A 26,311-nucleotide genomic window follows, 5' to 3' on the forward strand; every position below is an offset into this window, starting at 1 on the left:
CGGGCGCCCCACCTGGAGCCGCCCGCCCGCATCACCTCTACCTCTCGCCTACTCCCCGAGCAGCCCCGCCAGCGCGCCCAGCGTCTGCGGCAGTTGATCGGCCGCCAGGCCGCCACCCTGGGCGAGTTCGGGGGAGCCGCCGCCCCGCCCGTTCAGCAGGCGCTTGACCAGGTCCGACGCCGAACCCCCGGCGTCCTTGCCGGCCTTGTTCAGCGCGACCACCAGGGCCGCCTTGCCGTCCGTGGCCGAACCGACGGCCACGGCGGCGGGCTGCCCCGCGGGCATCCGGTCCCGTACGGCCATGGCCAGCGCGCGGGCCGCGTCGGCGCCGCCGTCGGCGGTGGCGGTGACCACCAGGAAACCGGCGGCCTGTACGGCGGAACCGGCCAGCTCGGCAGCGCGCGCCACGGTGGCCTGCTGCCGCAGCCGCTGGTTCTCCCGGTCGCTGGCCTTCAGGCGCTCCAGCAGTCCGGCCACCCGGTCGGACAGTTCGGCGCGCGGGGCCTGGATCTGCTCGGCGATCTGGGTGACCAGGTCGCGTTCACGGGCGAGGTAGCCGAAGCCCTCGATGCCGACGGAAGCTTCCAGGCGGCGCATGCCGGCGCCGACGGACGACTCCGCGGTCAGGGCGACGATGCCGACCTGTGAGGCGTGCGAGACGTGCGTACCGCCGCACAGCTCGCGCGACCAGGCGCCGCCGATCTCGACGACCCGCACCTTCTCGCCGTACGTCTCGTCGAAGAGCGCGAGCGCGCCCAGCTCCTTGGCCTCCGGGAGCGTCATCCACTTCACGCCCACCGGCAGGTCGCGGCGGAGCGCCCGGTTGGCGGCCTCCTCGACCTCGCTGCGGGCGGTGGCGGACAGGCCACCGCGCCACGGGAAGTCCAGGCGCAGGTAGCCGGGACGGTTGTACGAGCCGGACTGGAGGGCCGTCGGGCCGAGGATCTCGCGCAGCGCGGCGTGCAGGACGTGCGTACCGGAGTGGGCCTGGCGCGCGCCGAGCCGCCACTCGGGATCGACGGCCGCGTGCAGCGCGTCGCCGAGGGCGAGTTCGCCGGCGGTGATCCGTACCTGGTGGGCGACCAGGCCGGGCACCGGCCGCTGCACGTCCAGCACCTCGGCCTCGACGGAGGTGCCGGACAGCCGCCCGGCGTCGCTGTCCTGGCCGCCGGACTCGGCGTAGAACGGGGTGCGGTCCAGGACGACGGTGACGATCTCGCCCTCGCGGGCCACCGGCACCGGGCCCTGGGCGCCCAGCAGGGCCAGCACCTTGGAGTCGGTCTCCAGGGTGTCCCAGGCGCGCCAGTCGGTGGGCCCGTGCTCGTCCAGGACCGTGCGCAGCGCCGAGGTGTCCACCGCGCCGCCGGACTTGCGGGCGCGGGCGTCGGCGCGGGCCCGTTCGCGCTGCTCGCGCATGAGGGCGGCGAAGCCCTCGCGGTCCACCTCGACGCCCTGTTCGGCGGCCATCTCCAGAGTGAGGTCGATGGGGAAGCCGTACGTGTCGTGCAGGAGGAACGCCTGCTTGCCGGGGAGCGAACGGCCGCCCTCCGACTTGACCTTGGTGACGGCGGTGTCCAGGACGGCGGTGCCCTGGCGCAGCGTCGCCCGGAAGGCGTCCTCCTCGCCGGCCGCCTGGCCCGCGATCCGCTCGTAGGCCTCGGCGACCTCCGGGTAGCTGGGCGCCATGCAGTCGCGGGCGACCGGCAGCAGTTCGGGCAGCGCGCGGTCCTCGTAGCCGAGCTGGCGCATCGAGCGGACGGCGCGGCGCAGGATGCGGCGCAGCACGTAGCCGCGGCCCTCGTTGCCGGGGGTGGTGCCGTCGGCGAGCAGCATCAGGGCCGTACGGACGTGGTCGGCGACCACGCGCAGCCGTACGTCGTTCTGCTCGTCGTCGCCGTAGCGGACCCCGGCGAGGGCGGCGGCGCGGTCCAGGACGGGGCGGGTCTCGTCGATCTCGTAGAGGTTGTCGACGCCCTGGAGAAGGGTGGCCATCCGCTCCAGGCCCATGCCGGTGTCGATGTTCTGGCGGGGGAGTTCGCCGAGGATCGGGTAGCCGGTCTTGCCGGTGCCCTCGCCGCGCTCGTACTGCATGAAGACGAGGTTCCAGAACTCCATGTACCGGTCCTCGTCGACCTCCGGGCCACCCGCCCGGCCGAACTTGGGCCCCCGGTCGTAGTACAGCTCCGAGCAGGGCCCGCACGGTCCCGGCACGCCCATCGACCAGAAGTTGTCCTCGTCACCGCGCGAGACGATGCGCTCCTCCGGAAGCCCGGAGATCTCGCGCCACAGGGTGCGCGCCTCGTCGTCGGAGTGGTGCACGGTGACCCAGATCTTCCCGGGGTCCAGGCCGTATCCGCCGTCGGCGACGGACTTGGTGGACAGCTCCCAGGCGAACCGGATGGCGTCTTCCTTGAAGTAGTCGCCGAGCGAGAAGTTGCCGTTCATCTGGAAGAACGAGCCGTGCCGGGTGGTCTTGCCGACCTCTTCGATGTCCAGGGTCCGCACGCACTTCTGCACGCTGGTCGCCCGCGGCCAGGGCGCCGCCACCTCACCGGTCAGGTACGGCTTGAAGGGCACCATGCCCGCGTTGACGAACAGCAGGGTCGGGTCCGGCGTCGGCAGCGGCGCGCTGGGGACGACGGTGTGGCCGCGCTCGGCGAAGAAGTCGAGGAAGCGGGCGCGGATCTCGGCGGTACGCAAAGGGGGCTCCGGGGCGGTCGGTGGCGGTGGCGGAAGGGGGCGGTGGCGGTCGGCCGTCGGGCCGTCAGGCTGCGGTCGCCGCCGCGGCCCGTGCCGCCCTGGCGACCGGGTGCAGGGCCGCGTACTCCAGCGGCGCCGACGGGTCGATCGAGAGGTCCAGCGGAGCCGGTCCGGCGCCCGCCCGTACGAGCAGGTCGCCGACGGCGGCGATCATCGCGCCGTTGTCCGTGCACAGCCGCAGGGGCGGCACGCGCAGCGTGATGCCCGCCTTCTGGCAGCGCTCCTCGGCGAGGGACCGGACGCGCGAGTTGGCGGCGACGCCGCCCACCACCACCAGGGTGCCCACGCCGTGCTCCTTGCAGGCCGCGACGGCCTTGCGGGTCAGGACGTCGGCGACCGCCTCCTGGAGGGAGGCCGCGCCGTCCGCGACAGGCAGTTCGCCGTCGGCGTGCCGTTCGGCCCAGCGCGCGGCGGCCGTCTTGAGGCCGGAGAAGGAGAAGCCGTACGGGTCGTCACGCGGCCCGGTAAGCGGCCGCGGGAACGCGACGGCCTTCGGGTCGCCCTCGCGCGCGGCCCGGTCGATCGCGGGGCCGCCCGGGTACGGCAGGCCGAAGACCCGCGCGACCTTGTCGAAGCACTCCCCGGCGGCGTCGTCGAGGGTGTCGCCGAGGTGCACGATCGGGTCGCGCGCCAGGTCCCGTACGAGGAGGAGGGAAGTGTGCCCGCCGGAGACGATGAGCACCATGCAGGGGTCGGGCAGCGGGCCGTGCTCCAGGGTGTCGGCGGCGACGTGCCCGGCGAGGTGGTGCACCCCGTACAGCGGCACGCCCAGCCCGTACGCCAGGCCCTTGGCACCGGCCAGACCGACCTGGAGGGCGCCCGACAGGCCGGGGCCGGTGGTCACGGCCACCGCGCCGATGTCGGCCATGGTCAGGCCCGCGTCGTCGAGCGCGCGGTGCACGACGGGGGCGAGGGAGTGCACATGGGCGCGGGCCGCGATCTCCGGCACGACGCCGCCGTAGCGCGCGTGCTCGTCCATGCTGGACGCCACCGCGTGCCCGAGCAGCTTGCCGTCGCGGACCAGGCCCGCCCCGGTCTCGTCGCAGGAGGACTCGATCCCCAGCACCACTGGAGAGCCTGGAGATGCCACCGCACCGCTCCTTCGTACCCGTTTCGTACCCGGCCTCGTCGCCGCCTTGCCGCACGTGAGGCGTCTTGCCGCACGCGAGCCGCCCTGCTGCACGAGAGGCGCCTCGCCGCACGCGAGCCGCCTTGTTGCAAGCGATGTGCAACAACCCGTCTCCGACCAGGATACGGCGGCCCGAACCGGCCCGGGCGGGGGCCGCGGGCGGGCCGGGCGAGGCTGCGGACAGGCCGGATGGGGGCCGTGGGCGGGCCGGTGCCGCCTGGGAGGGGCAGTGGGGCGGTCCCGTGCCGCCAGGGAGGGGCCGTGGGACGGTCCGGTGCAGCCCGGGAAGTGTCGCGGGACGGGCCGGTGCCCCCCGGGAGGGGCCGGTGCGCCCCCCGGGAAGGTCCGCAGGACAGTCCGCGCCGGCGGTCACGGCGCCCCAGGAGCCGCCAACCCGTCGAGTTCCCCCGCCACCCGCACGTTCCACCGGCCGTCCCGCCCGCTCAGCGCCGTCACGGTCAGCGGCGGTACGTCCACCCGCCAGAAGGACGAGGGCGGGGCCCCCAGGGCGCACACCACGGACGCACGTACGACGTCCGGCTCCACTACGGCCACGATCCGGCCGCCCTCCGCCGCGAGGCCCGCCAGCCAGTCCGCCACCCGTCCGAGCAACTGCGCCAGCGTCTCGCCGCCGTGCGGCGCGCTGTCCGCGTCGGACAGCCAGGCCGTGACTGCCGCGGGCTCGGCGGCCAGCACGTCCTCCAGGGCCAGCCCCCGCCAGCGGCCCATCGCCCGGCCCGCCGCGCCCGGGTCCGGCTCCGCCCGCAGGCCGAGCGCCTCGGCCGTCTCCCGGCAGCGCGCGGAAGGGGAGGTCAGGGCCCGGTCGGCGGGCAGGGCGGCGGCAGCGGGGCGGGCGGCGCGGGCGCGGCGCAGCCCGCCCGGTGTCAGGGATTCGCCGGCCGGGAAGCGCACCGCGCCCAGGGCGTCGTCGAAGGACGGTGAGACCAACATCACCCGAGTTGTCATGCGCACCTCTTTCGACGCGGAAATCTGATGGCGCACCAGGGAACAGCGGGGCGCGCGACCACCGCCGTGCACCCGCACGCCCGCCCGCGGGCCCTTCTCCCCGTCGCCGCCACGCGGTACGTTCCCGATGATATTGACGATGACATGACGGAAGCCGGTGGAATTCCGGCGCGGTCGCGCCACTGTGAACCCGCACCGGTCCCGTACGGGGCCGACGGGCGAGCCAGACCCGTCCTGTCGTCACGGCTCCCCGACCGGGACGCGAGTTCCCCCAGGAGGTTCCCGACATGGCCCATTCCGTCGCGCCGCCGGCCACCGGCCACGCCGCGCCCGCCCCCTCCCCGTCCGGACGGTCCTGCCGTGGGCGGTCTTCGGCGGCGTCCTCATGCTCGTCCTGCTCTACTTCGTCGGCGCCGAACAGGGCGCCACCGCGCTGCTCTCCGGCACCGGCGTGCACGAGTGGGTCCACGACGGACGCCATCTGCTCGGCTTCCCCTGCCACTGACCGGGGGCCTTCGCACATGAACTCCGCCACCGTCAGGTCCCTCCTGGTGCGCGGCATGCTGGCCGGCCTCGCCGCCGGCCTGCTCGCCCTGCTCGTCGCCTACCTGCTGGGCAAACCGCAGGTCGACGCCGCCATCGCCTTCGAGGACGCGCACGCCCACGAACACGAGGCCGAGGTCGTCAGCCGCGCGGTGCAGTCCACCGCGGGCCTGGCCACCGGCGTCCTGGTGTACGGCGTCGCGCTGGGCGGGATCGCCGCCCTGGCCTACTGCTTCGCCCTCGGGCGCGTCGGCCGCTTCGGCCCCCGCGCCACCGCCCTGCTGCTCTCCGGGGCCGCCTTCGGCGCGGTCTACCTCGTACCGTTCCTGAAGTACCCGGCCAACCCGCCGTCCGTCGGAGACCCCGACTCCATCGGCACCCGCACCGCGCTGTACTTCCTCATGATCGCCCTCAGCGTGCTGCTGGCCGTCGCCGCCGTCCTCCTCGGCAAGCGGCTCGCACCCCGCCTGGGCACCTGGTACGCGACGGTCGCCGCCCTGGCAGCCTTCGCCGCGGCCGTCGGCCTCGCCTACGCGTTCCTCCCGGCCGTCAACGAACTCCCCGCCGACTTCCCGGCCCTGCTGCTCTGGAAGTTCCGCCTCTCCGCACTCGGCGTCCAGCTCGCCCTGTGGACCGCCTTCGGCCTGCTCTTCGGCGAACTGGCCGAGCGGGCCACCGGGGTACGGGCGGGCGCCGCTCCGCGCGGGGCGGACGGGGGTCCTGTGCCGTCGGCGCGCTGAGCCGGGTCGACACTGCGGTTCCGGAGCGCGGACATCCGCCGCGGTCCGGAACCGTATGCCTTGTCAGGCGGCGTACAGCCGGCCGGAGTGCCGACACCGCCCCTCAGGCAGGGCGGGCCAGCAGCAGCGTCCACCACGGGCCGCGGTCGTCCGTGCCGCTGTTGATCCCCACCCCCGCGTGCCGGAACGCGCAGTCCGCCAGCACCACCTGGTGCTCCGGACTGCGCGCCCACGCCCGCACCACCTCCGCGGCCCCCTGCTGGCCGCGCGCGATGTTCTCGCCCGCGCGGCGCCAGTCGTACCCGACGGCCGAGAGCCGGCTGCCGGGGCCGGAGCCGCCGCGTTCCCGGTGCGAGAGCGAGCCCTCGCGGGCCATGTGGTCGCTGTGCCGCTGAGCGGCCTTGGTGACCGTACGGTGCGTCCTCACGGGACGGCAGCCGGCCTTCGCCCGCTCCCGGTTGACCAGCCGGACGACGGCCGCCCTGGTCGTCGCGGCGTTACCGGGGGCGCGGGCGGTGCCCGGGGCCCGCAGAGCCCGTGAGTCCGGGGCCGCGTAGGGCGACAGGGCCGGGTGGGTCAGCAGCGTCTCGTATGACGAAAGGGCGGTGTACGCGGCTTCCGGCAGCCCCGATCGCCCGCCCGGAGGCTTCGCGGCGGCGGCCCCGCCCACCGTCAGGCCCGCCAGGGCCAGTACCGCCACCACCGCCCGTACCGCGTACCGCGCCGTCCGCCGGTCCGCTCCGCGCCCCCGGCGCACGCGAGGCCCCGCCGCCGCGCCCCGGCCCGCGGTCACGTCCGTACTCCTGCCCGAACGCCGGCCCGTACTCCCGCGCTGACGTCCACCCGTACTCCCGCCCATTCGGCCCCAGTTCCTCGACAGTCATCGGCTGTGGCGACCGGTCGTCGCCCGGCCGGCGCCGTACCCGGCAGCCGGCCCGGTGACAGTCTTGCCGTCCCCGCCCCCGCGTCTGTCGTCCGCGGCCGATACCCGACCCGTTCGGCTGTACGGGCCGCCCGCCCCGCTGACGTACGTCAGATCCATGCCGGCCCGAAACGGGTACCCGCCCGCCCCGCTGACGTACGCCAGAGCCATCCCCGCCCGAAACGGGTACCCGCCCGCCCATGACCACCAGCACGCCGACACCTGCCCCCGCCCCCACTCCGACCCCGGCCCCCACTCCGACCCCCACCCCCACTCCGACCCGCGACTCCACCCCCGCTCCGACTCCGACCTCCGCCCCCTCTCCCAACCCCACTCCCACCCCCAACCCCACCCCCGTCTCCGCCGTCCGCGGCCCCCTCGTCCGCTTCCGGGCCGACCCCTTCCGTACCGCCGCTCCCGCGGAAGCCCTCGTCCACGACCCCGACGGGCTGCTGATCTGCGAGGCCGGCCGCATCACCGCCGCAGGTCCGTACGCAGCCCTCCGCGACCGGCTGCCGCCCGGCACCGCACCCGTCCACTACCCGGGCCACCTCATCACCGCCGGCTTCGTCGACGCCCACACGCACTACGTGCAGAAGGAGGCCGTCGCCCGCTTCGGCGCCCAGTTGCCCGACTGGCTCGACCACACCTACGTGACCGAGGAACGCTTCGCCGACGGCACCCACGCCCGCCGCGTCGCCTCCTCCTTCTGCGACGAACTGCTGCGCAACGGCACCACGACCGCCCTGGCCTTCGCCTCCGTACACCCCGGCTCGGCCGACGCCCTGTTCGAAGAAGCCACCCGGCGCGACCTGCGCATCGCCGCCGGCAAGGTCCTGATGGACCGCAACGCCCCCGACAGCCTGCTCGACACCGCACAGCGTGCCTACGACGAAACCCTCGACCTGATCCGGCGCTGGCACGGCAAGGGCCGCAACCTCTACGCCGTCACCCCTCGCTTCGCCCCCACCAGCACCCCCGCTCAGCTCGAAGCCGCCCGCGCCCTACGCGCGGCCCATCCCGACACCCTCCTGCACACCCACATCTCGGAACACCGCGATGAAATCCCCTGGGTCCGCTCCCTCTTCCCCGACCGCGACGGCTACCTGGACGTCTACGACCACTACGGCCTGCTCGGCCCCCGCACCGTCCTCGCCCACGGCATCCACCTCACCCCCTCCGAACGCGACCACTGCGCCCGCACCGGCACGGCCGTGGCCCACTGCCCGTCCTCGAACCTCTTCCTCGGCAGCGGTCTCTTCCCCTCCGCGAAGCCAAGGAAGGAGACCACCCACTCACCGTAGCCCTCGGCACCGACATCGGCGCCGGCACCAGCTTCTCCCTCCTCCAGACCATGCGCGACGCCCACCAGGTCGCCAAACTGCGCGACCACGCCCTCGACGCCGTCAAGGCGTTCTACCTCGCCACCCGCGGCGGCGCGGAGGCCCTGGGCCTGTCCGACACGATCGGCTCCCTGACACCGGGCCAGGAAGCCGACTTCACCGTGCTCGACCCGCGCGCCACACCCCTCCTGGCCGACCGCACCGCCCGCGCCGAAAACATCGAGGACCTGCTCTTCGCCCTCAGCATCCTCGGCGACGACCGCACCGTACGGGCCACCTACACAGGGGGCCGGTTGGCGTACGAGCGGGACGCGGTGCAGTGAGGGGGCGCGTCGTCTCCGCGTGCTTCCGCGTCACAGCTGAGGAACCTTCCGCGCGTCGCAGCTCTCCACGGAACGGAAGTACCGTCCCAGCCAGGCACGTCGCCGCTCGTCGTCCATCGACGCGAGGTGCCGCAGGGCCCGATCACCGGCCTCGGCGGCGGCGACGGCCTCCTCGTCGCCTCCTTCCCGGGCGTTCCGCGCCCCCGTACTCCCGCCCCCCGGCAGGCACTCCCCTCCCCGTTCACTCCTCCCCGGCAGCGGCCCACCTCTTCAGCGCGCCCCGGTTCTCGAACTGCGCGACGTTCTTGTCCAGCGGCCGGTCGGTGTGCTGGTGGAAGAGCCATTTCCCCTTGATCCGCGGCTTTCCGGGGCTGACGTAGTCGGCGATCCACAGCCCGTCCGCGGCGTACGACGAGGTGTCGTGCCCCTTCCAGAAGGACACGTTGGTGTACAGCAGTACGCGATGGCCCGGAGCCAATTTCTTCACCTCCCGCAGGAACTGGTCCTTCTGCGCTCCGCTCGCGTGCGTGCCGGAACTCGTCGTTTCCCAGTCGGCGGCGAGCACGTCGCCCTTTTCCGCCCCGCATTTCTCGACGAAGTACCGGGCCTGGGCGGCGATGTTCCCGGGCCACAGGAAGTGATAGAAGCCGACCACACACCCCGCTTTCCGGGCCTTGGCGGCTTGATCCGCTCGGTGCGGACTGGCGTAGGAACGCCCCTCGGTCGCCTTGATGAAGACGAAGTCCAGGCCGGACGCGTCGTAGGAGGACTGGTGAGCGGAGATGTCGACGCCGTGCAGCATGAGATGCCTCTCGGTGGTGGGAAGGGTGAAGGGAAGTGATCCGAAGAGCGTGCGAGGACCCCGGAAGGCAGCGTCGCCACAAAGCGAGAACGCAGGACGTCGCGCGCCATCAGGCCATCGGGCCGCCAGGTCACCTGGGCGTCAGACCCAACCCCAAGGCATTACAGAACGCCGAACCCGAACGCCCCCAGCCCCGCTCCCACTCCCGATGCCGCTCCTTCTTCACGCCCTCCTCAGCACGCCTCCCCCCATACATTCCCCATATTCCCCGCGCGTCACCCCCAAGGGCCCCGAGCCACCGTGGCACTGACGTGCGCCCCCACCCGTACTTCACCCCTCACCTTTCACCCTTCACTCCGCCCTTCGGGCAGGCCGAGCAGATCCCGCATCGACTCCGCGGCCCGTACGGCCGCGTCCGCGCAGCAGTTGTTGAACAGCACGTGCACCAGGTCGGCCCGCTCCGCCATCCCCCGGACACGCGGCACCCATTCCGCCAACTCCGCCTCCGTATACGCGTACCGGAACCGCTCCTCCTTGCTCCCGGTTCCCCACGCGGAATTACGCCCGTGAAAGCGCACCACCGCCAGCCGGTCGTCCGTGACAGGAGTGACCGGCGGTATCGACACCGGCAGTGTCTGCACCATGTCCACCGCGACGGTGGCCATGCCCAGTTCCTTGAGCATCGCCGCCGTGGAAGCCTGCCGCTTTCCGTCCCGCCACCACTCCGGATGCCGGAACTCCACCGCGACCGGCCACCCTTCGGCCCGCTCCCGGCACCGCCTGAGAAACGCTTCCGCCCGGGCGCCCGGCGCGAACCACGGCGGAAACTGAAACAGCAACGTACCGAGCCGCCCCGCCTCCCGCAGCGGTTCCACCGCTCCGCTGAACCGCCGCCACACCTCGTCCAGCAGCCCGCCGTCCTCCGCATCGGCACCCTCCCGGCGCCGTACGAAAGCGGACCGCAGATCCACGGGCAACGCGGCCGGCCGCGTCGGGTGCCCGGTGAGCAACGAAAACGCCTTCACATCAAACCGGAAACCCTCCGGCGTCCGCTCGGCCCACAGCCCGCTGTTGCGCTCACTCGGCAACGCGTAATACGTCGCATCGACCTCCACCACCGGAAACCGCCCGGCGTAATGCCGCAACCGCCCCTCCGGGTCCCGCCGCCCCGCCGGATACCACCCACTCGACACCAACGCCCGATCCGTCCACGAGCACGTCCCGACCAAGATCTCACCCATGCCCCCCGGCTACCCCGTCCCGCCGCCCTCACCGGAGCGGCAACACGACGAGGCCTCCTGCCCGGCTCCTGCTGCTGCTCCTAGGATCACGCCATGACCGTCACCTACGGATGGCGGGGCGACTTCGACAACGCGGCCGTCAACGCGCTGCACGCCGAAGGATTCGACCACCCGCCCCTGGAGATCGACTGGTTGTCCCAGCTGCGTCGGCACAGCCTCGGCTGGGTCTGCGCCTGGCAGGAAGGCCGGCTCGTCGGCTTCGTCAATGTGGCATGGGACGGCGGCGTCCACGCGTTCATCCTGGACACGGTCGTGGACCGGCGGTGCCGCGGGGCCGGGACCGGTACGGCACTCGTAGCCACGACCGCGCGGGAGGCCCGCGCCGCACAGTGCGAGTGGCTGCACGTCGATTTCGACGACGATCTGAAGCGTTTCTACTTCGATGCCTGCGGCTTCACACCGACGGATGCAGGGCTGATCCGGCTGTGAGACGCCCAGCTTCGCGGCACCCAGCCCCGAAGCAGCAGCAGTTCTGAGCAGTGATGGTCCTGAACCGGATGCTGCGCGGTCTAGGCGGGCATGATCCCGTGAATCCGGGAGAGGGTGAACACGCGCTCGGCGTCCCGCATATGACACCAGGCCTCAAGAAAGGGCGGGTTGAGAACGAGGTTGCTGAGGGTGCGTACGGTGCGGATTCCGGAGGCAGCGACGTAGTCGACCGTGATGGCCGTACCGGTGTTCAGGGCATGGGCGAGCTGGCGGACATCGCTGTACGACAGCAGTTTCGCGTACCCGTCAACAATTTCTGCGGTGTCGGACTCGTAAACGATGCCGCTGCCGAACGGGTCGGGGAGCGGAGCTTCGGCCGGGGCGTCCAGCAGCCGGCCGGCCAGGACACTCGGCTCCACAGTGGTCGAAGCCCCCGCCGCACGGACACCCGAGCTACGGATGGCCCCCGCGCCGTCGGACCCGCGCGGAGCCGGGACCGAACCAGGGGACGTAGTCGGGACCGAACCCGGAACGGTAGTCGGGACCGAACCCGGTACCGAACCCGGGACCGGAGTCGAAGCCGGCCCCGGGGCCCGCCGAGCCCGGACCTTCCCCACCCGTACCGTTCCATCGGCCGTCTCGGCGACGGCGGCATAGCCCTCGGCCCGGAGCGCCGCCAGGGCCGGTTCGAGCGCGCTGCGGCTGAGCAGCACCGTCGGGGCGAGGAGCCGCAGGCCGAGCCCGCGCAGCGCGCGGTGGGCGGCGAGTTCGGCCAGGAGGGCGGGCTCCGCGCCGTGGATGACGCAGGCGGCCGGAGCGATGCGTACGCGGCCGTGCGTTCGCGCGGTGTCGGCGATGAGAAAAGCCAGAGGCTGGGGCAAATCTCTGGCGGCCACGGCGGTGAGGTCGGCCGTGATGGTGCCCGGGGTGTGGCCGGCGTCCAGAGCACGTCGGACACTGGCGGGGGTGAAGCGCCACACCGAGGCCGTGCCGCTGGTCTCCCGGTCGGCGACGTCATCCAGGAGAGCGGCGAGCTGTGCCGTCGGAATGCCGGTGACGACAGCGGTGAGGTCGGCGCCGATCCGGGCCGTCGACGCCGCTTTGGGCAGCAGTTGACGGCATGCGGCGGCCAGCCCGTCCGCATCATTGGCCAGCAGCGCGGCACCGACGCGCGACAGGGCGCCACGGGCGAGGACACCGAGCAGCTCGGCCTCCCGGACCACCTCGAAGTACGGGAATCCGCCGTGCAGTGTCGGGCCGGCCAGCGGGCGGTACCAGGCCACGAGCTGTCCCAGGCCCGTGGCGTCCTCCGCTCCCTGCCCTGCCGGAATCCGGGCCGCAGCGGCGAGCAGACCGTGCCGGGCCTGCAGACTGCCGCTGCAGGGCGGCGCTCCGGCGAGTGCGGGGAGCGCCTTGTCGATCTCGTCGCGCGCGAGGGAAGGGGTGAGAGCCAAACTCCACCATGCCCGACTCAGCACGGCGAACTGTTCCGAGGGCTCCTGCTCCGCCCAGACGTCGTACGCCTCGGTGGGCGCGACGCGGTCGCTGTCATACCCGAGCAGCCCGGCCGCGTACGCGGTCTCCAGGACGATCCGCACCACATCGTCCGGGGCCTGGCTCCCCTTTCTGACCCGGGCCAGCTCACGCGCGCCGACCCCGCCGGACTTCAAACGAGCCGGCGGAGACGCCGAGCACACCGACAGGACCGTGGCGGCCTGGGCCGCGAACGCCGTGGCCGCGGCCGCCGACTCCCGCTCCACCTCCGCCTCGGTCACGGAGATCAACTGCACGGAGGGCGGTACGGGGTCGAAAGGGGCGCTCCAGTCGGGCCCACGCAACGCGAGCGCCACTTCGAGGGGCATGTGGGCCGCGCTGTAGCGGTACAGGTCCTGGACGAGGAGCCCGCGGTCCAGCGCCCACCGCACGCCCGGTTCACCGTCAGGATGCGGAGCCCCGTACCCGATGAAACCTGGCTCGTGCGGAGGAAAGGTGAAAGTCCGGGCTCGGCACTCAAGCAGGTCGCGAGCATCCGCAGGGGCGTCCGCGATCACCGAGGCGATCAGAACCGGATCGCTGTGGTGCTCCGTCAGAGCGGCCAGCCGCTCGCGCCTATTGCTGGGCGGCCTGACGCCCAACGCCGCCAACATGCTGCTTAGCTCATCGGAGGACGTATCCGTCAACAGCGCCTCCAGCGGCGCCTCCAGACCCAGTGGAGAGTCCCACGCCTCCCGAAACGCCTCGACCATACAAAGCATCCCGGTCCCACTCCGGCCCCTGCCCCCGCTCCCAATCGGCCAGACAAGCGCGTACTCCGACAGCTCCTCCAGCGTCGCGTCCAGCGCGCGACCCGTACCGGGGTCTGCCACACCCAGCAGCTCCGCCAGGGCATCCCGCGACGCGCAACCCCCCAGGGCCGCCAACGCTTCGGCCGCCTGTAAGCACGGCAACGTGAGCCGCGGCAGGACGAGCGCCACCGACCACGGCCGTTGCAGGCGGTCCGCCAACTCCCCAGCAGACAACGGCTCCGGAGAGGCCATCGCGTCCTCACGCGTCGCGAGCACGCGCGCCAGGCGCGGCCCGTCGAGACCGTGCAGCCACGCCGTCAACGTCGACCCGGACACCATGAGATACACCCCGCCCGATCAAAGAAGCGCGCCGGTGCCGGACCCCGGCGTCACTCCACCCGGCCCCAGGGTGCCGCACCCCGGGTTCCGCAGGGGCGAGATACCCGAACGACCCCACCAACGGGTACCGGAACGCGTCGAAGGCCCCCACCGCGAACGGCAGGGACCTTCGACGCAGTACCCGACGAGGCACTGGCGGGGGGCGAGAAACCCCTCGCGATCAGTTGGCGATGCCGACCGGGTGAACCTTGATCTTCTCGTCGTACGGGCCGGCCAGCTTCAGCGCGTCAGCGGGCCACTTCAGGGACACGCTGTGGGTCTCGTTCGGCGGCGTCACGATGAGGTGGGTCGGGGTGGCGAGGTTGCCATCACTGTTGTCGACCGAGTACGAGATGCTGAAGGTGGCGGTGTCGCCGGGCCGCAGATCGGTGATGCGGGGCTGCTCACCACCGCGGTGGACCGGGGCGGAGGTGCCGTCGGCGTCCTTCAGGTCGACACCCGCGAAGCCCGTCACCGAGCAGTTCCGCCCACTCTTGTTCGTCATCTGAACGGTGACATCGCCCGTCTGCTGGTCGGGCGAGCTGTCCACGGCCTCCATGTTCAGCTCGCTCGTACGGCAGAACTTGCCCTTGCCCCCGCCCTTGGCCGCTCCGCCCCCGGACCCGGCCCGGGACGAGGCGCCACCACCCGAGCCGGCGCGAGGCGCGGTGCCGTCACCGGCACCCGGCTTGGCACTGTCCGGCTGGGCACCGCCCCCCTGCGCCCCGCCATCCGAACCCGCGCCACCGGCCCCGGCGGAACCCGCACCGCCGGCCTCGGCGGCAGCACCCGACCCCGACTGCCCACCGGCCTTGGGTGCGGCGGCGTCCGAGCCGGAGCATGCGGTCAGCGACAGCGCGGCGGCTGCGGTCAGCGCCGCGGCGGCAACGCGCAGGGTGCGGCGACGAGTGGTGCGGTCAGAAGTGCTGGCGCTCATTTGTGGTCCCCCCGGGAAGTCGGTGTCGGTCTCTCCTCCGTACGACACCCACTCTGCTCGGCCCCACTACCGCCCGGCTGGCGCCCCGCTAACTTCCGGCTAATCCGGGGGTGAGCTGGGGAAAGACAGCCCTCCGCCGCACCTGCGGGCTCCAGGGCCACTCAGCGGCCGACCGAGACGGAACCCGATCCGGAACGCGACGAAGGCCCCCACCGCGAACGGTAGGGGCCTTCGACGTAGTGCCCGGTGAGGCACTGGCGGAGGATACGAGATTCGAACTCGTGAGGGGTTGCCCCCAACACGCTTTCCAAGCGTGCGCCCTAGGCCACTAGGCGAATCCTCCGCCGCAAACAATACAAGACGTTGAGGGGTGCTCGCGAACATGATCCGCCGGAGGGGGTGGGAGTGATCGTCGAGAGGGGCGGAAGTGATCTTGGGGCGGGGTGGGGTCGTGCGTGGGGCGGGGGATCCGCTAGGGTTGGGCGCAGCCCCTCACGTGGCGCTATCTCACCGAACTCCCCCAGGGCCGGAAGGCAGCAAGGGTAAGTGAGCTCTGGCGGGTGCGTGGGGGGCGTTTGCGTTCCGGGGCTCGGGGGCGGCCCGGTTGTCAGTGCGGGCCGATATCGTCGTATGCGTGTCGTCCCTCGCGCTGTACCGCCGCTACCGCCCCGAGACCTTTGCTCAGGTCATCGGGCAAGAGCACGTGACCGATCCGCTCCAGCAGGCCCTGCGGAACAACAGGGTCAATCACGCGTATCTGTTCAGTGGCCCGCGTGGCTGCGGCAAGACGACCAGTGCGCGCATCCTGGCGCGCTGTCTCAACTGTGAGAAAGGTCCCACCCCCGACCCGTGCGGGGAGTGCCAGTCGTGTGTGGACCTCGCTCGTAACGGGCGGGGGTCGATCGACGTCATCGAGATCGACGCGGCTTCGCACGGTGGTGTGGACGACGCCCGTGAGCTGCGGGAGAAGGCGTTCTTCGGCCGGCCGGCAGCCGGTACAAGATCTACATCATCGACGAGGCCCACATGGTCACGTCGGCGGGCTTCAACGCGCTGCTCAAGGTGGTCGAGGAGCCGCCGGAGCACCTGAAGTTCATTTTTGCCACGACCGAGCCCGAGAAGGTCATCGGGACGATCCGGTCGCGTACGCACCACTATCCGTTCCGGCTGGTGCCGCCGGGGACCCTGCGGGACTACCTGGGCGAGGTGTGCGGGCAGGAGGACATCCCGGTCGAGGAGGGCGTTCTGCCGCTGGTCGTACGGGCCGGTGCCGGGTCCGTACGGGACTCGATGTCGGTGATGGACCAGCTGCTCGCCGGCGCCGGTGACGCGGGTGTGACGTATGCCATGGCCACGTCGCTGCTCGGGTACACCGACGGGTCGCTGCTGGACTCGATCGTGGAGGCGTTCGCCGCGGGGGACGGGGCGGCGGCCTTCGAGGTCGTGGACCAGGTCGTCGAGGGCGGGAACGACCCGCGGCGGTTCGTCGCCGACCTGCTGGAGCGGTTGCGTGACCTGGTGATCCTGGCGGCGGTGCCGGACGCGGCGGAGAAGGGGCTGATCGATTCGCCCGCCGATGTGGTCGAGCGGATGCAGGCCCAGGCGTCGGTGTTCGGGGGAGCTGAGCTGGCGCGGGCCGCGGACCTGGTCAATGCCGGGTTGACGGAGATGCGGGGGCGACCTCCCCGCGGCTCCAGTTGGAGCTGATCTGTGCGCGGGTGCTGCTGCCCGCGGCGTACGACGACGAGCGCTCGGTGCAGGCGCGCCTCGACCGCCTGGAGCGCGGGGCGAGCACGGCCGGGATGGGCATGGGCGGGCCGGTGACGACGGGGATCGGCGGGCCCGAGGTCGAGTATGTGCCGGGGCCGGGGGGCATGCGGGTATGCCGCCGGCCGGAGCGCCGACCGGGCCGTCTGTGGGGTCGCCCGCTGGGCCTGCCGGTCCGGCTGCCGCTCGGGCCGCGGTGCGGGGGACGAGTGGTGGAGGCGCTGGGGGCGTTGGGGGTGGCGCTGGGTCCGGAGCTGGTGTCGGTGCTGGTGCTGATGCGGGTGTTGGTTCTGGGGCGGATGTGTCCGGGGTGCCCGCTGGCGGTGCGCCTGCTGGTGGGGCGCCGGCGGAATCCGCGGGGGCGGAGGCTGCGGCTGCTGCCGCGCCGGGTGCTTGGCCGGGGGCCGGGAAGCCGAATGCGGCTGGAGTTGGAGGCGGAGCCGGAGCAGGCGCCGGTACGGGGGGCGAGCAGGCGGCGCCGCCTGGGGCCTGGCCCGGTCAGGGCGGGGGTCAGGGTGGTGCCGGACAGCGGCAGCCCGGTGCCTGGCCCGGGCAGCAGGCGGCCGGAGGCGCGGCCGGGCGGCAGCCTGGTGGGTGGCCCACGGCGACGGCGCCGGGGCAGGGCGGTGGCCCGGGAGGCGCCGGTGGGGCCGGTGGTTCTGTCGGTGGTCCTGGTGGCGGTGTGCAGGCCGGTGCGGGACAGGCCGGGCAGCCTGGGCAGTCCGTACCCGTACAGCAGCCTCAGCAGGCGCAGCCGGCCGCTCAGGGCGGCGGAAGCATGGCGCAGGGAGCCGCGCAGGTGCGGCAGCTGTGGCCGGAGATCCTGGAGGCCGTGAAGGGCCGCCGGCGCTTCACCTGGATCCTGCTCAGCCAGAACGCGCAGGTGGCCGGCTTCGACGGCACGACGCTGCAGATCGGCTTCCCGAACGCCGGTGCCCGGGACAGCTTCGCCAACGGCGGCAGCGAGGACGTGCTGCGGCAGGCGCTGGCCGACAAGTTCAACGTGCAGTGGAAGGTCGAGGCGATCGTCGACCCGTCCGGAGGCACCAATCCGCCCGGCGGGCCCGGTGGAGGCACGCCGCAGGGCGGTGGCTTCGGCGGCGGCAGTTTCGGCGGCGGTGGCGGCGGCTTCGGCGGCCCCTCCGGTGCTCCGGCGCAGGGCGGCGGGCCGGGCGGCCCGTCCGGTGGCGCGCAGGGCGGCTCCGGATCCGGGTATGACGCGGGCGGCGGCCAGGGTGCGCAGATGGCGCGGCAGGCGGTGGCCCCGACGGGTGCCGCGTCCGGTGGCGGCGGCTATGGGACCGGCGGCGGTCATTCCGGTGGTGGCGGTAACGGTGACAGCGGCGGCAACGGGGGAGCGGCGGGCCGGGTGGTCCGTCCGGTGGCGCGCAGGGCGGGTCCGGAAGCGGGCCTGCCGGTGGCGCCGCCGCGTACCGCGAGCCGGAGCCCGCGCCGGTGTCGATCGAGGACGACATGCCCGCCGAGGACGACCCCGACCTCGTCGACTCCGCGCTGAGCGGACACGACCTGATCGTCCGCGAGCTGGGCGCGACGGTGGTCGAGGAGTTCAACAACGAGTACTGAGCGGTCGGGCGGCCGTCCGTCGCGGCCGTACCGGACGTTCGCTCCGGGCGTGCTGATCAGGTGCGGGCGCGCGCCGGACGGCTGTCGGCCGGGCGTACGGCTGTGCTCCTCCGTACGGCGTAGGGCGTCGCGCCGTTCGAGCACGTAGGCTCGGGCTACCGCACCAATCGTTGTCGTACGGCAGGAGTCACGTAGTGATCCCCGGTGGTCAGCCCAACATGCAGCAGCTGCTCCAGCAGGCCCAGAAGATGCAGCAGGATCTCGCGGCGGCCCAGCAGGAGCTGGCCGAGACGCCCGTGGAGGGTTCGGCGGGAGGCGGCCTGGTCAAGGCGACCGTGAACGGCTCCGGCGAGCTCCAGGGCCTGGTCATCGACCCCAAGGCGGTGGACCCGGAGGCGGGCACCGCCGAGGAGAACGCCGAGACGCTCGCGGACCTCGTCCTGGCCGCCGTACGGGACGCCAACGCCAGCGCTCAGCAGCTCCAGCAGGAGAAGCTCGGCCCGCTCGCCCAGGGGCTGGGCGGCGGCGGCATTCCCGGCCTTCCCTTCTGAGCCGTCGGCTCTGAGCCGACGGCCGACGGACGACGACACAGGCTCCGGCTCCGGAACCACCGTTCCGGATCTCCGGGGCCGAAGTCGTCGGAAGATGGGTCTCCCTTTCCGGGGAGGAGACAACTAGCGTACGCAGCACGGCAGAAGAGAGAGAAGACGTTCCGTGTATGAAGGCGTGGTCCAGGATCTGATCGACGAGCTGGGCAGGCTGCCCGGCGTCGGTCCCAAGAGCGCGCAGCGGATCGCCTTCCACATTCTTCAGGCCGAGCCGACCGACGTCCGCCGGCTCGCGAACGCGCTGATGGAGGTCAAGGCGAAGGTCCGGTTCTGCAGCGTGTGCGGCAACGTCGCACAGGACGAGCAGTGCCGGGTCTGCCTGGACCCGCGCCGCGACCCGGCGGTCATCTGTGTCGTGGAGGAGCCCAAGGACGTCGTGGCGATCGAGCGGACGCGGGAGTTCCGCGGCCGCTACCACGTGCTCGGCGGGGCGATCAGCCCGATCGAGGGCGTGGGCCCCGACGATCTGCGGATACGGGAACTCCTGGCCAGGCTCGCGGACGGCACGATCACCGAGCTGATCCTGGCCACCGACCCGAACCTGGAGGGCGAGGCCACGGCCACGTACCTCGCGCGCATGGTCAAGCCGATGGGCCTGCGGGTGACGCGGCTGGCCAGCGGGCTGCCCGTCGGGGGCGATCTGGAGTATGCCGACGAGGTCACGCTGGGGCGGGCCTTCGAAGGGAGGAGACTTCTCGATGTCTGACGCCACGCTGCACGACGCCACGCGGAATCCGGACGATTTCGCCGTACAGATCTCCGACTCGATCGAGAGCTTCATCGTCGCGGTCACCGAGGTGGCCAAGGGTGACGAGCCGGACAGCGCCGTGCCGTTCCTGCTGCTGGAGGTCTCCCAGCTGCTGCTGACCGGCGGCCGTCTGGGGGCGCACGAGGACATCGTGCCGGACGAGCGGTACGAGCCCGACGTGGGCCCGGAACCGGACGTCGACGAGCTGCGGGAGCGGTTCGCGCGGCTGCTGGACCCGGTGGACGTGTACTCCGAGGTCTTCGACCCGTACGTACCGCGCAGCGCGCCCGTCGCCTGCCGGATCTCCGACGACCTCGCGGACCTCATCACGGACCTGCGGCACGGCCTGGCGCACTACCGGGCGGGCCGGGTCAGCGAGGCGCTGTGGTGGTGGCAGTTCTCGTACCTGTCGAACTGGGGGCCGACGGCGAGCGCGGCGCTGCGCGCGTTGCAGTCGCTGGTCGCCCACGTACGGCTGGACCAGCCGCTGGACGAGCTGGACGGCCTGGACACGGACAGCGACGCGGCGGACGGCGACGAGGAGCGGCTCGCCGAGGAGGCCGGCAAGGTCATGGCGGCGGAGATCGCCGGGCCGCTGGGGCTGCGCGGGGTGTGAGGACGGGCCGGGGCCGTCCGCCCGTCCGGAGGTGATCCGGGCCGTCGGACAGGTACGCGTACCAGGGCTGCCGGTACGCGGTACGGACCCGGGCCCCGGTGTGACCTGGGTTACCTTTCCGTGTGCCCTTGTGAGAAGCGGGCATGTGCTGGCCGAGCGGGCGCAACGGCGCGCCCACGCCGGTCCACGGACGTTCGTGACGTGAGCGCTGTGTCTCACCATGTGGTATTGGCGAGGCGGATTCCGCCTGCTCGTTAGACTGAGCCGACCGCAGTACCCCCTTTTCCGGGGGTCCGGGGGAAACTCCCGAAGAGACAGTTGCGAGGAGCGCACGTGGGCCTTGTCGTGCAGAAGTACGGCGGCTCATCCGTTGCGGATGCCGAGGGCATCAAGCGCGTCGCCAAGCGAATCGTCGAGGCCAAGAAGAACGGCAACCAGGTGGTTGTGGTGGTCTCCGCGATGGGCGACACGACGGACGAGCTGATCGATCTCGCGCAGGAAGTGTCCCCGATCCCGTCGGGGCGCGAGTTCGACATGCTGCTGACCGCCGGAGAGCGGATCTCCATGGCCTTGCTGGCGATGGCGATCAAAAACCTCGGTCACGAGGCGCAGTCCTTCACCGGGAGCCAGGCCGGTGTCATCACCGACTCCGTGCACAACAAGGCGCGGATCATCGATGTCACCCCGGGCCGCATCAAGACGTCCGTGGACGAGGGCAACATCGCCATCGTCGCCGGCTTCCAGGGTGTGTCCCAGGACAAGAAGGACATCACCACGCTGGGGCGGGGCGGCTCGGACACCACCGCCGTCGCGCTGGCCGCGGCGCTGGACGCGGACGTCTGCGAGATCTACACCGATGTGGACGGCGTCTTCACCGCCGACCCCCGGGTCGTGAAGAAGGCCCGGAAGATCGACTGGATCTCGTTCGAGGACATGCTGGAGCTGGCCAGCTCCGGTTCCAAGGTGCTGCTGCACCGCTGCGTCGAGTACGCCCGCCGTTACAACATCCCGATCCACGTCCGCTCGTCCTTCTCCGGACTGCGCGGCACCTGGGTCAGCAACGAACCGCAAGGGGACCAGCCCATGGAGCAGGCGATCATCTCGGGCGTCGCGCACGACACCTCCGAGGCGAAGGTCACGGTCGTCGGCGTCCCGGACAAGCCGGGCGAGGCCGCGACGATCTTCCGCGCCATCGCGGACTCCGAGGTCAACATCGACATGGTCGTGCAGAACGTGTCGGCCGCCTCGACGGGTCTGACCGACATCTCCTTCACCCTGCCGAAGGACGAGGGCCGCAAGGCCGTCACGGCGCTGGAGCGGACCAAGGCGTCGGTCGGCTTCGACTCGCTGCGCTACGACGACCAGATCGCCAAGATCTCGCTGGTCGGCGCGGGTATGAAGACCAACCCCGGCGTGACCGCGACCTTCTTCGAGGCGCTGTCCAACGCGGGCGTGAACATCGAGCTGATCTCGACCTCCGAGATCCGTATCTCGGTCGTCACCCGTGCGGACGACGTCAAGGAGGCCGTGCAGGCCGTGCACAGCGCCTTCGGCCTCGACAGCGAGAGCGACGAGGCCGTCGTCTACGGCGGCACCGGTCGATGACCACACCCTTCCCGGGTACGGCTACGGGTCGCGCGGTTGACCGCGCGGCCCGTAAGCCGCATCTGGCGGTCGTCGGCGCCACCGGCGCGGTCGGCTCGGTGCTGCTCGGCATCCTCTCCGAGCGGGCCGACATCTGGGGCGAGATCCGGCTCGTCTCGTCTCCCCCAAGCTCTCAGCTGCGTTCGAGCAGGGGGACCCCCACCGTTCGGCCGGCCGCAAGCTGACCGTACGGGGCGAGGAGGTCGAGGTCCTCGCGCTGAGCGAGGAAGTCTTCGACGGCATCGACGTCGCGATGTTCGACGTACCGGACGAGGTCGCCGCGCGGTGGGCGCCGATCGCCGCCGCCAAGGGCGCGGTGGTCGTGGACAACTCCGCGGCGTTCCGGATGGACCCGGAAGTGCCGCTGGTGGTCCCCGAGGTCAACGCGCACGCGGCGCGGGTGCGACCGCGCGGCATCGTCGCCAACCCGAACTGCACCACCCTGTCGATGATCGTCGCGCTGGGCGCCCTGCACGCCGAGTACGGGCTGAGCGAGCTGATCGTCTCCTCGTACCAGGCCGTCTCCGGCGCGGGCGAGGACGGCGTCGACACGCTCCGCTCCCAGCTCGCCGCCGTCTCCGGTACGGAACTGGGCACCACGCCCGGCGACGTACGGCGGGCCATGGGCGACACGCTCGGCCCGTTCCCGGCGCCGGTCGCGCTGAACGTCGTGCCGTGGGCCGGGTCGCCGCGGGAGGACGGCTGGTCCTCGGAGGAGCTCAAGATCCGCGACGAGTCGCGGAAGATCCTCGGGCTGCCCGGCCTGCGGGTCGCCGCGACCTGCGTACGGGTCCCCGTGATCACCACGCACTCGCTGACCGTGCACGCGCGCTTCGAGAACGAGGTCACGGTCGCCGGGGCGCACGAGATCCTGGCGTCCGCGCCGGGCGTGGTGGTCTGCGACGACCCGGAGGCCGGCGAGTTCCCCACGCCCGCCGACGTGGTCGGCACCGACCCGACCTGGGTCGGGCGGGTACGGCGGTCGCTGGACGACCCCCGGGCGCTGGAGCTCTTCGTGTGCGGGGACAACCTGCGCAAGGGCGCGGCGCTGAACACCGCGCAGATCGCCGAGGTGGTCGCGGCGGAGATGACGGCGTAGGCCCCGGCGCAGGCGGTCAGCCGCCCGGACCCGGCGCGTGGCGTCCGGAACCGGCGCCCGGACCCGGCGCGCGGCACCCGGAACCGGTGTGCGACGCTCGTTGGCCGGGAAACGTCGATCGTGGCCGAGGAGCGCCGGTTTGGAGAGCTACTGACTCGATTGGTGCTGTCACTGATCCGCTCAGGAGATACCTTGAGAGTTGTGTGAAGGTCCTGTGAGCGACTCGTTGGTCCAAACCACTTGAACTGGCCCGACGCCGTGTTCGACTATTCGCTCCCCCTTACTGCAACCGGTAGTTGGGCGGGGAGCGTCTTTGTGGCCGCCCCTCAAGGGTGTCCATGGACCCGTGGGACAAATGGGGTATTGGGGAAGAGCTGGTACGCATGAGGGCATTTGACCCGCCGTCAAAGACGGTGTCGTGCGCGTACAACCCTGATGGGGGAAACGTGTCCAACAGGCGTGGCAGAGGTATTCGGCATCGCGATCGCCCCAGGGGGCTCCGGAGGCACAGCAGTGCGGCCGTTGCGGCCCCGCATGCCCGGGGGTATGCCGGTGATCGCCCCGTGGCCCGCCGCGCAGCCCGCCCAGATCTCCCCTCAGCGTGGGGACACTGACGACGCGATGGCTGCGGGCACGACTGTCGACCATCTCACCGAGACCTACCGCGCGCACTACCGATCACTGCTGGGCCTGGCCGCGCTGCTGCTGGACGACACCGCCTCCTGCGAGGACGTCGTCCAGGAAGCCTTCATCCGGGTGCACTCCGCCCGGGGCCGGGTGCGCGATCCCGAGAAGACCCTCGCCTATCTGCGCCAGACAGTCGTCAATCTCTCCCGTTCGGCGCTGCGCCGCCGCATCCTCGGGCTGAAGCTGCTCTCCAAGCCGATGCCCGACATGGCGAGCGCCGAGGAAGGCGCGTACGACCTCCTGGAGCGCGACCAATTGATCAAGGCGATGCGGGGGTTGCAGCGCCGCCAGCGCGAGGTCCTGGTCCTGCGGTACTTCGCGGACATGACCGAGGCCCAGGTCGCCGAGACGTTGGGGATATCGCTCGGTTCGGTGAAGGCGTACGGCTCACGGGGTATCGCGGCGCTGCGCGTCGCCATGGAGGCTCCCGCATGAGTGGCAAGCAGTTCGGCCCGTACGACCCGCAGGACAGGCAAGGCCCGCGGAACTCCCGTGACCAGGGGCACCCGCAGCACCAGCAGGACGCGCAGGACCAGCACGACGCACAGTCCCCGCAGGGCACACCGGCCTCACAGGACGCACAGACCCCGCAGGCTCCGAAGGACCTGCCGGACCCGAAGGACGAGCCGCAGGAACGCCAGGAGACCGGACGGCGCGGCCAGGGCACCGGCCACGACACCAGTCAGGGTGCCAGCCAGGACAGCGGCCAGGACACCGGCCGCGGCGTCGGCGAGGACGAGCTGCGGCGGCTGCTGCACTCCGCCGTCGGCGACCTGGAGCCCGCCCCCGACTCGCTCGAACAGCTGCGCCGAGCGGTCCCGGCCCGGCGCCGGCGCCGCCGCCACGCCGTGGTCGGCGCCGCCGCGGCCATCCTGCTCGGCGGCACGTCCATCCCCGCGATGGTGCACGTCGCCGACTTCGCCGACGGCCCCGAGGACCGCCCCGCCAACGCCGCCAGTACACAGCGCACCCCGGGCAGCGCCGAAGGCACGCACGGCGAGGGCACCGAGCACAGCGGCAAGCCGCCGGCCGGGCACGGCGGGAAGAAGACCGACCCCGGCAAACCCGCCGGACCGGGCAAGAGCCCGGACTCGGCGGACAAGCAGCCCAGCGCCGGCACCGGCACGCCGTACCCGTCCGGGACGATGGGCGTCACCTCGCCCGCCTGTTCGCGCGCGCAGCTCGGCAACGGTGTCAGCTCGGTCGGCCCGGCCGACGCCAGCGGCCGCGTCTACGGCTCGTTCCGGGTGGTGAACACCTCCGACGACGCGTGCTCGGTCGAGGGCGGCGGCGAGATCGGCGTGCTCCCGCAGGGCGGTACGGACAGCTCGCGCGTCAGCGTCGTCGACCACACGGCGGGCGACGCGGCCCCCGCCCTGCCCGACCCGATCACCACCCCGGATCAGCTGGTGCTCAAGCCGGGTGAGGCGTACGAGGTCAAGTTCGCGTGGGTCCCGGCCGAGGGCGGCGGCACGACCGGCTGCGCCGCGCCGCCCCCGTCGCCGACCCCGGTACCGTCCAAGGCGCCCGGTGAGAAGTCGCCGGACTCCTCCTCGTCGGCGTCCGGCGAGGGCGGCGGGAGCGCCACGGGCGGCAACCAGGCCGGCGGCAACGAGGGCACCCCGGGCGGCGGCTCCAACCCGCCGGGCGGCATCGTGCTCAACCACACGCCGGAGGCCGGGGAGCCGGCCGCGGCGGACGCCAAGCTCCCGGACGCCTGCGCCGGGACGGTCTACCGCACCGAGCCCCTGCCGGCGCAGTAGCGGCCCTCCGGCCCTGCCGGCCCGGGCGGAAAGGTCCGGGGCCAGGGCCCGGGCCCGAGCGCGAGCCCTTAACCGGGCCATACGGGGCGGCGCGGAGACGGCCCCGCCGTCCGGTCCGGGCGGCGCTCCCCGTACCGTTGGCCTTGTGTACCGGTTCCTGCTGACCCCGCGGTGGTGGGGAATCAACGTCTTCGCCGTACTGGCGATTCCTTTCTGCATCTTCATGGGCAGCTGGCAGCTGAGCCGCTTCGAGGACCGCGTCGACACGCACCACCAGCAGGAGGACCGGTCCGCCGAGGCGAAGACCGCGGCCGCCCGGCCGCTGGACGAGCTGCTGCCGGTGGACAAGGTCACCTCGGGCCGGCAGGCCACCGCCACCGGCCGCTACGACACCGGACACCAGCTGCTCGTCCCGGACCGCCGTCTCGACGAGCGGAGCGGCTTCTACGTACTGACGCTGCTGCGTACGGACGGCGGCAAGGCGCTCCCGGTCGTACGGGGCTGGCTGCCCGGCGACGCGAACGCGCCCGAGGCCAGGGCGAAGGTGCCCGCGCCGCCGAGCGGTGCGGTGACGGTCACCGGGGCCCTTCAGGCGTCGGAGAACCAGGGCACCGACGGGGTGCACGCGGGCGGCGGACTGCCGGCCGGGCAGCTCGGCATGATCAGCGCGGCGTCGCTGGTCAACATCGTCCCGTACGACGTCTACGACGCCTGGATCACCGTGACCGAGGCCGACGCGCCGCTGGTCGCCGTGCCGCCGACGGCGGCGGAGGGCAGCGGGCTGGACCTGAAGGCGTTCCAGAACCTGGGATACACCGGGGAATGGTTCGTGTTCGCCGGTTTCGTGATCTTCATGTGGTTCCGGCTCTTCCGCAGGGAGGCGGAGGCGGCCAGGGACGTGGCGCTGGGGCTGGTCCCGGCGGAGGAGGGGCGGCGG

At 72.4% G+C, this 26,311-nt stretch carries 17 protein-coding genes, 1 tRNA gene, 1 other RNA gene, 5 pseudogenes and 1 riboswitch; of the genes and pseudogenes, 15 read left to right on the top strand and 9 right to left on the bottom strand.

Annotation, left to right across the window (positions count from 1 at the left end):
• Positions 1 to 48 precede the first annotated feature (48 nt).
• The 3 genes from alaS to ACEXOX_RS26165 all read right to left on the bottom strand — a co-directional run bounded on the left by alaS (position 49) and on the right by ACEXOX_RS26165 (position 4,855).
• On the bottom strand, positions 49 to 2,700 hold the full coding sequence (gene alaS / locus ACEXOX_RS26155) for an alanine--tRNA ligase (RefSeq protein ID WP_406523681.1): 2,652 nt from the start codon (positions 2,698 to 2,700) through the stop codon (positions 49 to 51).
• Between the two features lie 64 nt (positions 2,701 to 2,764).
• Positions 2,765 to 3,829: a tRNA (adenosine(37)-N6)-threonylcarbamoyltransferase complex transferase subunit TsaD gene (gene tsaD, locus ACEXOX_RS26160; RefSeq protein ID WP_406526472.1), complete on the bottom strand. Its 1,065-nt coding sequence runs from the start codon at positions 3,827 to 3,829 to the stop codon at positions 2,765 to 2,767.
• 429 nt (positions 3,830 to 4,258) lie between these two features.
• The gene (locus tag ACEXOX_RS26165) at positions 4,259 to 4,855 is read right to left on the bottom strand and encodes a histidine phosphatase family protein (protein WP_406523683.1); all 597 of its coding nucleotides are present in this window, start codon (positions 4,853 to 4,855) and stop codon (positions 4,259 to 4,261) included.
• 108 nt (positions 4,856 to 4,963) lie between these two features.
• A riboswitch (cobalamin riboswitch) is annotated at positions 4,964 to 5,107 on the top strand.
• A 35-nt stretch (positions 5,108 to 5,142) separates the two neighbouring features.
• Between ACEXOX_RS26165 and ACEXOX_RS26170 the strand changes: the two are divergent.
• Together ACEXOX_RS26170 and ACEXOX_RS26175 are read left to right on the top strand one after the other, a co-directional pair.
• A pseudogene (locus ACEXOX_RS26170) lies at positions 5,143 to 5,360 on the top strand (CbtB-domain containing protein).
• A 16-nt stretch (positions 5,361 to 5,376) separates the two neighbouring features.
• Positions 5,377 to 6,138: a CbtA family protein gene (locus ACEXOX_RS26175; RefSeq protein ID WP_406523685.1), complete on the top strand. Its 762-nt coding sequence runs from the start codon at positions 5,377 to 5,379 to the stop codon at positions 6,136 to 6,138.
• Positions 6,139 to 6,241: 103 nt separating this feature from the next.
• Here ACEXOX_RS26175 and ACEXOX_RS26180 read toward each other — a convergent pair whose 3' ends face one another.
• On the bottom strand, positions 6,242 to 6,931 hold the full coding sequence (locus ACEXOX_RS26180) for a CAP domain-containing protein (protein WP_406523687.1): 690 nt from the start codon (positions 6,929 to 6,931) through the stop codon (positions 6,242 to 6,244).
• A 329-nt stretch (positions 6,932 to 7,260) separates the two neighbouring features.
• Here ACEXOX_RS26180 and guaD point away from each other — a divergent pair.
• Positions 7,261 to 8,645 (top strand): annotated as a pseudogene (gene guaD / locus ACEXOX_RS26185) (guanine deaminase); the annotation flags it as partial.
• Positions 8,646 to 8,967: 322 nt separating this feature from the next.
• On the opposite strand, the gene ACEXOX_RS26190 reads toward guaD, so the two are convergent.
• Together ACEXOX_RS26190 and ACEXOX_RS26195 are read right to left on the bottom strand one after the other, a co-directional pair.
• The gene (locus ACEXOX_RS26190) at positions 8,968 to 9,528 is read right to left on the bottom strand and encodes a glycoside hydrolase family 25 protein (protein WP_406523688.1); all 561 of its coding nucleotides are present in this window, start codon (positions 9,526 to 9,528) and stop codon (positions 8,968 to 8,970) included.
• Positions 9,529 to 9,872: 344 nt separating this feature from the next.
• Positions 9,873 to 10,769: a DUF72 domain-containing protein gene (locus ACEXOX_RS26195; protein WP_406523689.1), complete on the bottom strand. Its 897-nt coding sequence runs from the start codon at positions 10,767 to 10,769 to the stop codon at positions 9,873 to 9,875.
• Between the two features lie 93 nt (positions 10,770 to 10,862).
• On the opposite strand from ACEXOX_RS26195, the gene ACEXOX_RS26200 reads away from it, so the two are divergent.
• Complete coding sequence (locus ACEXOX_RS26200; RefSeq protein WP_406523690.1) at positions 10,863 to 11,258, top strand: GNAT family N-acetyltransferase; 396 nt, start codon at positions 10,863 to 10,865, stop codon at positions 11,256 to 11,258.
• Positions 11,259 to 11,338: 80 nt separating this feature from the next.
• Here ACEXOX_RS26200 and ACEXOX_RS26205 read toward each other — a convergent pair whose 3' ends face one another.
• The 3 genes from ACEXOX_RS26205 to ACEXOX_RS26215 all read right to left on the bottom strand — a co-directional run bounded on the left by ACEXOX_RS26205 (position 11,339) and on the right by ACEXOX_RS26215 (position 15,201).
• Positions 11,339 to 13,183 (bottom strand): helicase-associated domain-containing protein, encoded by a 1,845-nt coding sequence (locus ACEXOX_RS26205; RefSeq protein WP_406523691.1) that lies wholly within the window; start codon positions 13,181 to 13,183, stop codon positions 11,339 to 11,341.
• 919 nt (positions 13,184 to 14,102) lie between these two features.
• On the bottom strand, positions 14,103 to 14,858 hold the full coding sequence (locus tag ACEXOX_RS26210; protein WP_406523692.1) for a DUF4232 domain-containing protein: 756 nt from the start codon (positions 14,856 to 14,858) through the stop codon (positions 14,103 to 14,105).
• Positions 14,859 to 15,113: 255 nt separating this feature from the next.
• Positions 15,114 to 15,201: transfer RNA gene (locus ACEXOX_RS26215), tRNA-Ser, on the bottom strand.
• Between the two features lie 140 nt (positions 15,202 to 15,341).
• Here ACEXOX_RS26215 and ffs point away from each other — a divergent pair.
• The 11 genes and pseudogenes from ffs to ACEXOX_RS26270 form a co-directional block, all read left to right on the top strand.
• Positions 15,342 to 15,440: signal recognition particle sRNA small type (gene ffs, locus ACEXOX_RS26220), an RNA gene on the top strand.
• A gap of 52 nt (positions 15,441 to 15,492) precedes the next feature.
• Positions 15,493 to 17,220 (top strand): annotated as a pseudogene (locus ACEXOX_RS26225) (DNA polymerase III subunit gamma and tau); the annotation flags it as partial.
• Between the two features lie 183 nt (positions 17,221 to 17,403).
• Positions 17,404 to 18,141 carry a hypothetical protein gene (locus ACEXOX_RS26230; protein WP_406526698.1) on the top strand — a complete coding sequence of 246 codons (738 nt, stop codon included), beginning with the start codon at positions 17,404 to 17,406 and terminating at the stop codon, positions 18,139 to 18,141.
• A 262-nt stretch (positions 18,142 to 18,403) separates the two neighbouring features.
• Positions 18,404 to 18,760 carry a YbaB/EbfC family nucleoid-associated protein gene (locus ACEXOX_RS26235; RefSeq protein ID WP_106968753.1) on the top strand — a complete coding sequence of 119 codons (357 nt, stop codon included), beginning with the start codon at positions 18,404 to 18,406 and terminating at the stop codon, positions 18,758 to 18,760.
• A 163-nt stretch (positions 18,761 to 18,923) separates the two neighbouring features.
• Positions 18,924 to 19,523, top strand: coding sequence for a recombination mediator RecR (gene recR / locus ACEXOX_RS26240; RefSeq protein ID WP_003984655.1), 600 nt, complete (start codon positions 18,924 to 18,926; stop codon positions 19,521 to 19,523).
• A complete protein-coding gene (locus ACEXOX_RS26245) occupies positions 19,516 to 20,181 on the top strand; it encodes a DUF5063 domain-containing protein (RefSeq protein ID WP_030019637.1) in 666 nt (221 codons plus the stop codon). Before recR ends, ACEXOX_RS26245 begins: the two co-directional genes overlap by 8 nt.
• Before the next feature lie 333 nt (positions 20,182 to 20,514).
• Positions 20,515 to 21,786: an aspartate kinase gene (locus tag ACEXOX_RS26250; RefSeq protein WP_073764899.1), complete on the top strand. Its 1,272-nt coding sequence runs from the start codon at positions 20,515 to 20,517 to the stop codon at positions 21,784 to 21,786.
• Positions 21,783 to 22,924, top strand: a pseudogene (locus ACEXOX_RS26255) (aspartate-semialdehyde dehydrogenase). The gene ACEXOX_RS26250 and the pseudogene ACEXOX_RS26255 overlap by 4 nt, the downstream one beginning before the upstream one ends.
• 546 nt (positions 22,925 to 23,470) lie before the next feature.
• Positions 23,471 to 24,046 carry a SigE family RNA polymerase sigma factor gene (locus ACEXOX_RS26260; RefSeq protein WP_030019634.1) on the top strand — a complete coding sequence of 192 codons (576 nt, stop codon included), beginning with the start codon at positions 23,471 to 23,473 and terminating at the stop codon, positions 24,044 to 24,046.
• Positions 24,043 to 25,374, top strand: a complete 1,332-nt coding sequence (locus ACEXOX_RS26265; protein WP_406523693.1) for a DUF4232 domain-containing protein — start codon at positions 24,043 to 24,045, stop codon at positions 25,372 to 25,374. Before ACEXOX_RS26260 ends, ACEXOX_RS26265 begins: the two co-directional genes overlap by 4 nt.
• Before the next feature lie 145 nt (positions 25,375 to 25,519).
• Positions 25,520 to 26,305, top strand: a pseudogene (locus ACEXOX_RS26270) (SURF1 family protein); the annotation flags it as partial.
• Positions 26,306 to 26,311: the final 6 nt, after the last annotated feature.

It is taken from the genome of Streptomyces sp. Ac-502 (genome assembly GCF_045222935.1).
Classification (GTDB): Bacteria; Actinomycetota; Actinomycetes; order Streptomycetales; family Streptomycetaceae; genus Streptomyces; species Streptomyces monomycini.

Excerpts from the sequence above, each read along its gene's own strand:
- ACEXOX_RS26165 (WP_406523683.1), bottom strand. The coding sequence starts at position 4,855 with ATGACAACTCGGGTGATGTTGGTCTCACCGTCCTTCGACGACGCCCTG.
- ACEXOX_RS26175 (WP_406523685.1), top strand. The coding sequence starts at position 5,377 with ATGAACTCCGCCACCGTCAGGTCCCTCCTGGTGCGCGGCATGCTGGCC.
- ACEXOX_RS26190 (WP_406523688.1), bottom strand. The coding sequence starts at position 9,528 with ATGCTGCACGGCGTCGACATCTCCGCTCACCAGTCCTCCTACGACGCG.
- ACEXOX_RS26195 (WP_406523689.1), bottom strand. The coding sequence starts at position 10,769 with ATGGGTGAGATCTTGGTCGGGACGTGCTCGTGGACGGATCGGGCGTTG.
- ACEXOX_RS26200 (WP_406523690.1), top strand. The coding sequence starts at position 10,863 with ATGACCGTCACCTACGGATGGCGGGGCGACTTCGACAACGCGGCCGTC.
- ACEXOX_RS26210 (WP_406523692.1), bottom strand. The coding sequence starts at position 14,858 with ATGAGCGCCAGCACTTCTGACCGCACCACTCGTCGCCGCACCCTGCGC.
- ACEXOX_RS26230 (WP_406526698.1), top strand. The coding sequence starts at position 17,404 with ATGGCGCAGGGAGCCGCGCAGGTGCGGCAGCTGTGGCCGGAGATCCTG.
- ACEXOX_RS26245 (WP_030019637.1), top strand. The coding sequence starts at position 19,516 with ATGTCTGACGCCACGCTGCACGACGCCACGCGGAATCCGGACGATTTC.
- ACEXOX_RS26260 (WP_030019634.1), top strand. The coding sequence starts at position 23,471 with ATGCCGGTGATCGCCCCGTGGCCCGCCGCGCAGCCCGCCCAGATCTCC.
- ACEXOX_RS26265 (WP_406523693.1), top strand. The coding sequence starts at position 24,043 with ATGAGTGGCAAGCAGTTCGGCCCGTACGACCCGCAGGACAGGCAAGGC.